The sequence below is a fragment of the Nocardioides sp. Root122 genome, assembly GCF_001425025.1.
Taxonomy (GTDB): domain Bacteria; phylum Actinomycetota; class Actinomycetes; order Propionibacteriales; family Nocardioidaceae; genus Nocardioides.
The window spans coordinates 662706-674396 of sequence record NZ_LMDE01000001.1 but is presented as its reverse complement, the minus strand read 5'-3'; the positions used below and the strand labels follow the sequence as shown (position 1 = coordinate 674396).

The following is an 11691-nucleotide window of genomic DNA, read 5'->3' as shown; positions in this document are numbered from 1 at the left end:
CGCCGGCACCTACACCGTGCACACCGTCTTCACCGACAAGGCGGACAACACCACCGACGACGCCACCGCCACCATCACCCTGGACGGCACCACCCCCGGCAAGCTGACTACTCCGTCCAACGGCGGGACGCTCGTCGGCACGACCCTCTTCGAGTACACGCCGACGTCGGATCCCGACGTCGCGGTCAGCTACGTGTCGATCCGCGTCGGTGACCAGTCCATCCCCATCTACAACTCCTCACCAGATGGTGTGTGGCGCACCACCTTCCCTGTGGGGACGCTGCCGGCAGGGCCAGCCGCGCTGACCGCGACGGCATACTGGACCGATCCTTCCGGGATCAGCACGTCCTACACGAGCGGAGAGTGGACCGTCGGCGTCGACCCGACGTCCATCCCGCTCGAGCTGGCGTTGACTCCGGAAGCCGGCACAGCACCGGTGGAGGCGGGGTTGAGCGTCACGACGTCGCACCCGAACAGTGAGCAGCTCAGCGTCACCATCAACTGGGGCGACGGTTCTGCGCTCGAGCGCCGCACGCTTGCCGCCCCCTACGATCCGCCGACCTACAGCCACATGTACGAGAAGCCTGGTGAGCACCAGGTCGTGGTGACCGTCGGTGACGCCGGTGGAACCTTCGCCTCCGAGTCCGCATCCATCGCGGTCGCCGGCGCCCTCAACGAGCCACCGACCGTGCACACCGAGCTCGACGTCGAGACCGTGCTGACCGGCAAGGACGCCGTTCTGTCCTTCAACGCGACCGACCCAGAGAACGCCCCGATGACCTACCGCGTCGACTTCGGTGACGGGACAGCGCCAGCGACCGGCACCTACACGGATCCGGTCGAGATGCCCCACCGCTACGCAGTCCCCGGCTGGTACGTCGTACGCGCGCAGATCAGCGACGGGCACAACACCGTCAGCCGCACCGAGCGGCTCCGGGTGCTCATTCCCGAACCGCTCGTCGCTCGAGCGGGGGATGACCTTCGAGTGCCGACCGGTGAGCAGGTCGTCCTGGACGCGACCTCCTCGACGCCGCTCGGCCTGATCACCTCTTATGAGTGGCGATTGGACGGCGCCCTGGTCGGCACCGGCCCGACGCTCACCCGCTCCTTCGCCCAGGACGGCAAGCGCATGGTCCGGCTGACGGTCCGGAGCGGCGACCAGACCGCCATGGATGACGTGGTGGTCGAGACGTTCACGCCACCCCCGGCGTCCGGTTTCGAGATCATCGTCACCTCGGGTGGCGCAGCCGTGCCGGCCGCACAGGCAGTGGTCATCCAGCCGGACGGCACCCGGTTGTCAGCAGTCAGCGACGCTGACGGCAAAGTGCTGGTGACCGGACTCGGGAGATCCGGTTCAGTGACTGCTTATGTCGAAGCACCCGGCTACCGACCCACGGCTGTGACCGCCACCTTGGTCGAGGGTCGCGCCGAGGCCGCTGTGGTGCTGGAGGCGGGCAGCGCGGGCGCGATCGCGGTCGAGCACCGAGCGCTGACCTACGAAGAAATCATCGACGCCGGAATCGATCCGGACGCGCCCGAGAACCAACACGTGTACGAGGCGACGCTCAACCTCTACTTCGAGCCCAAGACGGGCGGGACGACACCGCCTCCCGCCGCGGATCCGCCGCGGGTGGTGATCACCGGAACCTCAGTCACATGCGTCGACAACTGCGAGCCGCACGACTGGACGGGAGATCGCTGCGAGTCCGAATGCGGCACCATCATCAGCGGGGGAGCCTCGTGGCGCCCGAGCGTGCAGTACGTCGACGACAAGCCCGTCATCCAATGGCTCGTGGTGCCCCTGCGAGCCACCTTCCTCAAGGAATTCTTCGACGTCTCGATGGTGGTGCAGAACCTGACCTCGTCAGACTTCACGTTCCACGGCGGGGCGGGCTCCCTCACACTGCCCGACGGCCTGAGCCTGGCACCTACGGCAACGCCTCAGACCTACACGATCGAGCTGGACGACATCCCCGGTGGGCAGAGCCGTCAGGCAACGTGGGTCGTTCGCGGCGACGTCGAAGGCGAGTACCCGCTGTCGGTCGACTACCTCGCCTCGATTGCGCCGCTCGGGACGACGATCCACTTGCAGGGCCAAGCGGCGACGCCACTGAAGGTCTGGGGCGGGTCAGCGCTGAACACTGTGATCAAGGTGGATCGAGAAGCTACCCGCTGGGGTCCGTTCAACATCGACGTCGAGGTGAAGAACATCTCCCCTGTGCCGGTCTACAACTTCTCGTTCGAGCTGCTGCCGCGGCCCACGGACGCGCCCGACTGGCAGGCCCCCTACCTGTTCGCCCCCTTGCCGCCGCGCAAGCAGCAGACCGGTGAGATCGAGCCTGACTCGACATTCAGGGCTTCCTACACGCTCTTCCCGGGCCTCGGCAACGACGAGGTCTCGGAGCTGAGGACCGTGCTCCAACAGTCATTCGTCCAGAAGACCGGCGGTGACGTGGACCTCTCTCCAGAGCTCGACTTCCGCGCCGAGTCGTCGACGAGGCTCTCCTCCGGCACGGTCGAGACCGAGGTCTTCGACACCGTCGCAGTCGTGCGCTGGCCGCAAACGACGGTCGAGCAGTCGGCCGTTCCGGTCGAGGTCACCGGGTATCAGCTGTGGGCAACGCAGTCCCTCGAGAGCAACGACTGGTTCCTAGTCTCCGACCAGGACGCCACCGCGGCGGTCGTCCAGACCTTCCACCTCACTGCCGCACGGCGATCGGTGGGAAGGTACTTCGCCGTCGCCACGAAGCTGTCGGACGGTTCCCTCCACTTCGTGCACTCCTTGGGGGAGGGACCGCCGCGCTACGTCGCGCTGGGCGACTCCTACTCGTCCGGCGAGGGTGTCCCCGTCTTCGAGCAAGGCACGGCGAGCGACCTTCCGGGCAGCACCGCCGAGCAGGGCAATCAGTGCCACCGCTCCAAGCAGGGCGCCTACTCCCGCGTGCTGTCGAACCAGCGCGGCCGTGCCGCGCAACTGCTGCCTGCCCGCTTCCACGCTTGCTCGGGGTCAATCGCGGCGTGGCTCAGCGAGCCCAACGACGACAACGCGGGCGAGGCCCCCCAGCTCGACCACCTGAACGCCTTCACCGACGTAGTCACCCTCACGATGGGAGGCAACGACATCGGCTTCGCAGACATCGCCAAGTCCTGCCTGTTGTGGAGGTGCGATTGGGGGCTGAGCGGACAGGAAGTGCTCGGCTCGCACGCTTGGCTGAATGCGGGGGCTGACTACTTCGAAGGTGTCAGGCTGGCGAAGGACCTCATCGACGGCGTCGTCGACTGCGTTGACCCGAAGGACCTCGCAGGCAAGGTGAAGTGCGCTTGGGCACGGGACCTCGACGAGCGAGCGGAGCGATTCGTCGAGTACTCGATGTACCCGCAGCGGCGGACCACGCCACGCAACGCTTACAACGGCGTTCTCGCTGACCGTCTCGCGTCGTCGTACGAGGCGATCCTGCGGTCCGCGCCGAACGCAAGGGTTCTCGTCGCGGGGTATCCGCAACTGGTGACGGAGGGGGACGCGGGCGCGTGCGAGCTCTTCCCAGATCTGGCCGAGGGTGCGGGCCTCTTCGACCTGACTCGAGCGGAGAGGAACGCCGTTCGTCGCGTCGTCACCGACCTCAATCGTCAGATCCAAGGCACCATCACGGACCTCAACGAGGCCGGTGTCTCGCGGATCGAGTACGTCGATCCCACGGCGGTTGATTCACCCTTCCACGGGCACGAGCTGTGCCGGGGCGGCACGCTGAATCCGACGACGCACTTCAACTCGATCGTCGACCCCTTGCTCAACGACATCGTGAACCCGGCGAACGCCGGCCCCTCGGCCTACTCGTTGCACCCGAATGCAGATGGCCAAGCCGCCTACGCCGAGCTCTTTGCCCGTGTGCTCCGCGGGCAGCTCGGTGTCTCGGTCAATGTCCGGCCTCGCGCAGAGGTGGACGCAGGTGAGGTGGGAGTGCCAGCGAGAACCAGCAGGGTGAGGTTCGAGAGCTCCTGGTCGGGCAGCACGGTCACCATGCGGCTCCGCGACCCGGACGGAGGTCTGGTCGACCTCGACGCCGCCAACGTCACGAGCGGAGGGACCGGGACCTCCCAGTGGGTAGAGGTCACCGACCCCATGCCCGGGACTTGGCGGGTAGCACTCTTCGGTGACGACGTCCCGGAAGGTGGCGAACCTACAGACCTGCGCACCTTCGTGGACGCGGCCAGCCCGAAGCCGCTCGAGGTCTCGGCGTCCACCACCCGAGGTGCGGGGGGCAACTTCGCGTTCACCGCCACAGCCCCGGAAGCAACGGGCGAAGCGGCCTTCACGTGGACATTCTCCGACGGCACGCGGGCGAGTGGCGCCACCGTCGAGCACATCTTCACTCGCGCCGTGGACCGGTCTGCCGTCGTAGAAGTCTCCGACGGCACCCGTTCGGCCTACGCCGACATCGCCGTACCGGACGAGGCGGAACGGCCCTCACTGGTCTCCGCCGCGCCACCCGTTACGGGCAAGGTCGGAGCGTCCTATGAGTACGTCTTCACCGCGACCGGCGTGCCTGCACCGACCTTCTCCGTCTCGACCGGCTCCTTGCCCGCAGGCTTGGTCTTGTCACGTGATGGGCTGCTGACCGGCATCCCCACCGCGCCCGGAGTGTCCACGTTCGTGATCCGTGCGACCAACGATCATGGCAGCGCCTACTCGGGTGAGCTGACGCTCACCATCGCCAGCGACGAAGGCCCGAACCCTCCCACGCCCACGCCGACTCCTACGCCCACCCCTACGCCCACCCCTACGCCCACCCCTACGCCGACTCCGACACCCACGCCCACCCCGACACCCACGCCGACTCCTACCCCGACCCCCACGCCCACGCCCACGCCSACKCCTACCCCGACCCCCACGCCCACGCCGACCCCCACACCCACGCCTACCCCCACACCCACGCCCACGCCCACGCCCACGCCTACCCCGACTCCTACGCCCACGCCGACCCCAGGGGTGCCCGCTGGAGACACCGCGTCTGTGCCCACATCCACGGGCGCTCTGTCCATGCGGCTTCGCAACGCGGGGTCGGTGCGGCCGTCGCGCGCGCGCAAGGTGTTCGCCACGTTCATGGTCGTGCTGTCCCGTGCAGCAACTCACGGCGTCACGGTGCGCTTCCGCACAGGGAACGGCACTGCCAAGGCACCGTCCGACTACACGCGCGTCAACAGGACGATCACGTTCAGGAAGGGCCAGATTCGCAAGGCCGTGAGAGTACGCATCAAGCCCAACAGACCCGGCGAGAAGGTCGAGCGGTTCATGGGACGACTGAGTGACGTTCGCGGCGCGGCAATCACCAAGGGTGCCGGCGTGGCGGTGATCAAGAAATCGTCCTCATCACGCCGCCGCAGCCCGGTGGTGGGCGCCCAGCAAGGGCATTGGACGAGTCAGGACTTCCCCGCCGGGATGATGTACCAACTGCTCGAGGATCCCGTTGGTCCTGCACGTCCGCGGGCTCGCTACGGACACATCCCGCCCACGTCTTGATGCAGGCACCCAGCCGTCGCGTCGATCCGAGTCTGCGACGATGCGACGCATGAAGCTGCTGCTCACCTCAGGCGGGGTCACCAACGACAGCATCCGCACGGCCCTCATCGAGCTGCTCGGCAAGCCGATCGAGGAGGCCAGCGCGCTGGCGATCCCCTCCGCGCAGTGGGGCCACCCGATGTGCACCCCGTCGACCGCGCGCGGGTTCGCCACCGACCGCACACCGCCCACGATGACAGGCCTCGGGTGGCAGTCCGTCGGGCTGGTCGAGCTGACCGCGCTGCCGACGATCGACGCGGAGCGCTGGGAGCCCTGGGTCCGGGACGTGGACGTGCTGCTCGTCGACGGGGGTGAGGCGACGTACCTCGCGCACTGGATCGAGGAGTCCGGCCTCGGCCGGCTGCTGCCGAGCCTCCACGACACGGTGTGGGTCGGCGTCAGCGCAGGCAGCATGGCGCTGGGTCCGCGGATCGGCGACCGATTCACGCACTGGCGGCCGGAGGAGGGCGACGGCGCGCTCGGCCTGGTCGACTTCTCGATCTACCCCCACATCGGCCTGTTCCCGTCCAACACGATGGAGGACGCGGAGGAATGGGCTGCCGGGCTCGGCAACGCGGCCTACGCCCTCGACGAGCAGTCCGCCGTCGTCGTCGACGGCGACCGCGTCGAGGTGGTGTCCGAGGGCGAGTGGAGGCACTTCGCCTGACCGGGGCCGGCCCTTCCCAGGGGTGAGGAGAAACATGTCGGCGGTCGCGGCGGGTACGGAGCGACGTCTGCATCCCCCCGAAAGGTGATCCCCATGACGAACGACCTCAGCGTCGGCCTGTTGGTGGTGTTCGGCGTCCTCGCCGGCATCGGAGCCCTCCTGGTCCTGATGACCATGCTCGAACCCGGCGCCCAGACCCGCTCCGCACCCGCCCACCGAGCAGCCAAGGTTCCCCCGCGACCCTGACGCGCGCGCTCCGGTCGCGGCAGACTGGGCCCTGTCGGTCCAGCCGCGAGCCCAGGAGCACGTCGAATGCCAGTCACCCGAGGTTTCCACCGCCGTCTTCCCGAGCCCGACCGCGGTCGGATCCCGCCCGGGCAGTACGACACCGGCTCGTCGTGGCCGGTGCTGACCGCGGAGGCCACGCCGCAGCAGTCCGAGGAGTCGTGGACGCTGAGCGTCGACGGGCTCGTCGCGTCACCGCGCACGTGGTCGTGGTCGGAGCTCCACGCCTTCCCGGGCTCGACGTTCTTCGGCGACATCCACTGCGTCACCACCTGGTCCAAGCTCGACATGACCTTCAGCGGGGTCAGCGTCGACGACCTGCTGGACGTCGCCCGCCCCGACGACTCGGCCGGCTTCGTCCTCGCCCACTCGGTCACCGGCTACACGACGAACCTGCCCCTGGCCGACCTCACCGGTGGTCGCGCGTGGGTGGTGTGGAGCGTGGACGGCAAGCCACTCCCCCGGCAGCACGGCGGTCCGCTGCGGCTGCTGGTCCCGCACCTCTACTTCTGGAAGTCCGCGAAGTGGATCTCGCGCCTCGAGCTGATGGCCGAGGACCGGCCCGGGTTCTGGGAGCAGAACGGCTACCACGACCGCGGCGACCCGTGGCGCGAGCAGCGCTACCAAGGTGACGACTGACGTGGCCCCGGCTCCCATGGCCACCTGGAGCGACGGCCGCATCATCGAGAAGGACTTCCCAACCCCGAGGACCGTGCGGCTGCGGCTGCACGTGGACGACCGGCCTCGCCACCTCCCCGGACAGCACTACCTCGTGCGGCTGCGCGCACCCGACGACTACACCGCGCAGCGGTCGTACTCACTGGCCTCCGACACCGACGACCCGCTCCTCGAGCTGCTCATCGAGCGGCAGCCCGACGGTGAGGTCTCGGAGTTCCTCGCCGACGTCGCCGAGGTGGGCGACGTGCTCGAGCTCCGCGGCCCGATCGGTCGCTGGTTCGTCTGGGACACCACGACGCCCGCCCTGTGCCTGGTCGGGGGCACCGGCGTCGTACCCGCCGTGGCCATGGCCCGCACGGCACAGCGGCTCGGCCGCGCGGACCTGCTGCGCATCGCCGCAGTCGCCCGGGAGCACGACGACCTCCCCTACGCCGCCGAGCTCGAGCGGCACGGCGCGACGCTGGCGTTCACCCGAGCTGCCTCCGGCAACCGGTCGCCGGGCGCGCTCACGGTCGAGGAGGTCGGGCCGTTGCTCGCGGGCGTGGAGCTGGGCTACGTGTGCGGGTCGGCCCGCTTCGCGTCGTACGCCGAGGAGCTGCTCGTCGCGTGCGGGCTCGATCCCGCGGCCATCCGCGTCGAGCGCTTCGGGCCGACCAGCTAGGCCCCGGCCCTCTCGACACGGGCATGAGCCTCTTCACATCCGCACCGCAACGACGGATCGGTCGCTAGGCTGGATGCAGACCCCGGTCGCTTCTCCCCCGTGGCGGCCGGGGTCCTCCCATGCCGTCCCGTGCCCTCCCGATGGCCCTCCCGATGGCCCTCCCACGCCCACAGGACCGAGGCCACGTCGGGACGCCGACGATCGTGCAACTCCGAGTTGCACAGTGAGTGCCCTCCCCAGGGGTATGACGATCCCGCCCCCCTGTTCCTAGCGTCGTGGTCGAGGGAGCAGCACCAGCTGCACTGCCGGGGGGCGGAATTCCACACGGAGGAAACATGTCCCCACTCGCACACGCATCGCGCAAGATCCTCGTATCAGCAGTGCTCGCCCTGGCCATGGCCGTCGGGCTGTCCTCGATGGGGGTCGGTGGCGCTGCGGCCGCCTCGGACGCCTCGGCACGTTCGGTCGTCGGGAAGTCCGACCTCGGCAAGATCAGCAGCACCGTCGTGGGCAAGACCTCGAACGGTGACAAGGTCACCGGTTCCTTCACGCCCATCAAGACCGTGGAGCGCGACGGCGTGCTCTACATGAAGGGCTTCCTGCGCGGTGTGATCCAGGACGCCGGCCCCAACACGAAGTTCTCCGGCCTGCAGTCGATCCCGATCAAGAAGATCAACGGCAGCCCCCTCGCCAACGGCCGGGTCGCCGCCAACGCCGGCGCGTGCGACATCCTCAACCTGGTGCTCGGGCCGCTGGACCTCAACCTGCTGGGCCTGGAGATCCACCTGCAGCGCGTGGTGCTCGACATCGTCGCGGTGGCCGGCGCCGGCAACCTGCTGGGCAACCTGCTCTGCGCGGTGGCCGGTCTGCTCGACGGCGGTCCCCTCGCCGGCCTGCTCGGTCAGCTGCAGACCCTCCTCAACCAGATCCTGGGTGCGCTGAACCTGGGCGTGTGACGCGGCGGTAGCCGCGACCGCTGAGCACGCCGGCGGTCACAGGAAAGCCCAAGGGCCCGGATCATCGATCCGGGCCCTTGCTGGTGGTGGAGCTGAGGGGATTCGAACCCCTGACCTTCTCATTGCGAACGACATCAATCGTGCTCTCGAGGGCATGTGGCCGCCTGAGACACAACAGTTGCAAGCGTGGAAACGGCGCTGATTGCGCGGCGGGGGTACGCCGGGGGTACGCGCCGCGGCAGGCCGCAATCGCGACGCCACGCGACATGGCGAAACGCGCCCCTTTGTCCCGTGTCGGGGCTGTCAACGACGGTCGAAAACTGACCCCTTTCCGACGGTTGAAAGTTGACCCCCTCGGTCTCTAGTTCTCTTCGTTGACGGCCACGGGGACGCGGCCGAGTTCTCGGTTCTTCAGCCGGTAGGAGTCGCCCTTCAGTGCGATGACCTCGGCGTGGTGGACGAGCCGGTCGATCATCGCGGCGGCGACGGTGTCGTCGCCGAAGACCTCGCCCCAGCGGGCGAAGTTCTTGTTGGACGTGACGATCAGGCTGGCGCGTTCGTAGCGCGATGAGACGAGCTGGAAGAACAGGTTGGCGGCCTCGGGCTCGAATGGGATGTAGCCGACCTCGTCGATGACCAGCACCGGATAGCGGACCAGCCGTCGCAGCTCGTCCTGCAAGCGGCCGGCGTGGTGGGCGTCAGCGAGCCGATCGACCCACTGGGACGCGGTGGCGAACTGGACCCGGTGGCCGGCCTGGCAGGCCCGGATCGCCAGCCCGGTGGCCAGGTGGGTCTTCCCGGTGCCGGGTGGGCCGAGGAGCACGACGTTCTCCTTGCCGGCGACGAAGTCCAGGGTGCCCAGGTGCGCGATGGTCTCTCGCTTCAGGCCACGGGCGTGGTCGTAGTCGAAGTCCTCCAGGCTCTTGCGGGCCGGGAACCGGGCTGCCCGGATCCGGCCCTCGCCGCCGTGGGACTCCCGCGCTGACACCTCGCGTTGCAGGCAGGCGGCCAGGAACTCCTCGTGGGTCCAGGACTCCTCGCGGGCACGTTCCGCCAGCCGGGCGACCGATTCGCGCAGGGTGGGTGCCTTCAACGCCCGGGTCAGGAACTCCAGCTCGCTGGTGACATCGCGGCCGGTCCTCGGTGCCGTCTTCGTCCGGGTGGCCATCACGACACCTCCTCCACGACCAGTTCGTCGACCGGCTCGTCGACGAGGCCGAGTGCTAGGTCGTAGCACCCGAGTGAGCGGATCTCGACCTCCTCGCCGGTCGCGGCGTCGGCGACCGGCCGCAGCAGGTCTGCGCGGCCGTGGCGCAGGTGTTTGGCGGCAACGGTGTGCTCGAACTCGGTGATGGTCTGGTGCCGTGCCCACAACCGGGCGTGGTCGGCCGCGACCGCGCCCTCACAGCTCACCCACACCCGGTCGAGGTCGGCGTGGACCTCGATCCGGCGCCCGATCACGGCGGGGTGGACGGAGTAGTCGTTCGAGTCGACGCGGACGTAGTGGTCGCGGGGAAGCCGCAGGCTCTTGCGCCAGCCGACCTCGGGCGGGACCGGTGGCAGGGGCAGCATCGCTGCCCGGTCGGCGTCGACCCGGTCACCGGGCGTGCAGCCCAGGACCCGCATCTTCCGGGCGTTGGCCTTGGTGAAGAACCCGGCCAGCTGGGTGTTGAAGTCCGCCGGCGACTCGAACCGCCGTCCGGGCAGGAAGGACCTCTCGAGGTAGTCATGCAGCCGCTCGAGCATCCCCTTGGCTTCAGGGTCGGCGGGCTTGCAGATGTACACACTCGCACCCAGGACACCGCGGAACGCCTGGCAGTGGCCGGTGAACTCGGGTCGTCGTGCGCGCCACCGGCCAACTGCTCCTTCGCCGTCCCACACCAGCGTCTTGGGGACACCCTGCAGCTGGGTCGACAGCAGGTGCCACCAGCCTGCGTACAGATCCTCAGCTTCGCGTGAGGGGATCAAGATGCCCCCGGACCAGCGCGAGTAGCCGCTCACGCAGGTCATCACCGGCAGCCGCTTCGCAGTCCGGGTCTGCCCATAACCGACCGGGAGCTCGATGTCGGGGAACCAGAAGTCGAACTGCGCCAGCTCACCTGCCTCATAGGTGGTCCGCGACGCGGGATCGGGCGGCAGATAGGCCGGGCGCAGCTCGGCCACCCGCTGCTTGAACACCGTCATCCCACGGTCCCAACCGATCCGCTCAGCGATCACCGTGGCCGGCATCGTCGGCACGGCCTGGAGTTGCTCACGGATCCGCGGCTCGAACGCATCGACCGCCGACCCCACCGGCTTCCGCACGTACTTCGGTGGCCCGTCGGCCGCCAGCGCTGCACGGACGGTGTTGCGCGAGACGCCCAACGTCCTGGCGATCATCTTGATCGGCAACCCCTCGGCCCGGTGCAACCTGCGGATCTCTGCCCAGTCCTCCACTGACAACACTCCCGTCCTCCTGCCTCACCGCTGGTGAGGTCAGGGTCTCGGAGGGGGTCAGTTTTCGACCGTCGATAGGGGGTCAGTTTTCAGGCGTCGCCGACAGGGGCTCCGACAAACCTCGCCACTTGCTGGCCGGTCGACTTCAGGACCGCTTGCATGCCGTTGTGCGCAGCGTCGACGGAGGCGATCGCTTGCACGCCGCGGTCAGGAGTGCGAGGTCGCCAGGCCGTTTCATACGTTGTCCCGGAACGAACCGTGAGGTTTCGGTTACTCGCCGCCACGGACCGAAGGTGCTTCTGACCTGCACAAACGCTTTTCCCAACCCACCCGACACTCGCCGTCTTTTAGGGTCCGCTTCGGCCCTGGTGAGGGCAGATTGAGGGCAGAGGGCGCTGTGAGCGGTGACTGCAAGGCCCGTGCGGCTGACAATCAACGGTTCCACGTCCTG

Annotated in this window: 8 protein-coding genes; 6 read left to right on the top strand and 2 right to left on the bottom strand. The window is 68.6% G+C overall.

All coding sequences use genetic code 11. From position 1 onward, the window contains the following. The first annotated feature begins 16 nt into the window (after positions 1-16). The 6 genes from ASC64_RS21905 (at position 17) to ASC64_RS22470 (ending at position 8804) form a co-directional block, all read left to right on the top strand. Positions 17-5518 (top strand): PKD domain-containing protein, encoded by a 5502-nt coding sequence (locus ASC64_RS21905; protein WP_056906025.1) that lies wholly within the window; start codon positions 17-19, stop codon positions 5516-5518. Between the two features lie 49 nt (positions 5519-5567). Next, positions 5568-6224 (top strand): Type 1 glutamine amidotransferase-like domain-containing protein, encoded by a 657-nt coding sequence (locus ASC64_RS03130; RefSeq protein WP_056906024.1) that lies wholly within the window; start codon positions 5568-5570, stop codon positions 6222-6224. 93 nt (positions 6225-6317) lie between these two features. Beyond that, on the top strand, positions 6318-6470 hold the full coding sequence (locus ASC64_RS21900) for a hypothetical protein (RefSeq protein ID WP_156384982.1): 153 nt from the start codon (positions 6318-6320) through the stop codon (positions 6468-6470). A gap of 66 nt (positions 6471-6536) precedes the next feature. Then, positions 6537-7148: a sulfite oxidase-like oxidoreductase gene (locus ASC64_RS03125; RefSeq protein WP_056906023.1), complete on the top strand. Its 612-nt coding sequence runs from the start codon at positions 6537-6539 to the stop codon at positions 7146-7148. Next, positions 7138-7848 (top strand): FAD-binding oxidoreductase, encoded by a 711-nt coding sequence (locus ASC64_RS03120; protein ID WP_235563495.1) that lies wholly within the window; start codon positions 7138-7140, stop codon positions 7846-7848. The genes ASC64_RS03125 and ASC64_RS03120 overlap by 11 nt, the downstream gene beginning before the upstream one ends. A gap of 335 nt (positions 7849-8183) precedes the next feature. Continuing rightward, a complete protein-coding gene (locus ASC64_RS22470; RefSeq protein ID WP_200937440.1) occupies positions 8184-8804 on the top strand; it encodes a hypothetical protein in 621 nt (206 codons plus the stop codon). 361 nt (positions 8805-9165) lie between these two features. On the opposite strand, the gene istB is transcribed toward ASC64_RS22470, so the two are convergent. Continuing rightward, positions 9166-9972 (bottom strand): IS21-like element helper ATPase IstB, encoded by an 807-nt coding sequence (gene istB / locus ASC64_RS03110; protein ID WP_056906021.1) that lies wholly within the window; start codon positions 9970-9972, stop codon positions 9166-9168. After that, on the bottom strand, positions 9972-11249 hold the full coding sequence (gene istA, locus ASC64_RS03105) for an IS21 family transposase (RefSeq protein WP_056906020.1): 1278 nt from the start codon (positions 11247-11249) through the stop codon (positions 9972-9974). The genes istB and istA overlap by 1 nt, the downstream gene beginning before the upstream one ends. Between the last annotated feature and the right edge of the window lie 442 nt (positions 11250-11691).

Coding starts and splice junctions, on each gene's coding strand:
- ASC64_RS03130 (WP_056906024.1), top strand. CDS start 5,568: ATGAAGCTGCTGCTCACCTCAGGCGGGGTCACCAACGACAGCATCCGC.
- ASC64_RS21900 (WP_156384982.1), top strand. CDS start 6,318: ATGACGAACGACCTCAGCGTCGGCCTGTTGGTGGTGTTCGGCGTCCTC.
- ASC64_RS03125 (WP_056906023.1), top strand. CDS start 6,537: ATGCCAGTCACCCGAGGTTTCCACCGCCGTCTTCCCGAGCCCGACCGC.
- ASC64_RS22470 (WP_200937440.1), top strand. CDS start 8,184: ATGTCCCCACTCGCACACGCATCGCGCAAGATCCTCGTATCAGCAGTG.
- istB (WP_056906021.1), bottom strand. CDS start 9,972: ATGGCCACCCGGACGAAGACGGCACCGAGGACCGGCCGCGATGTCACC.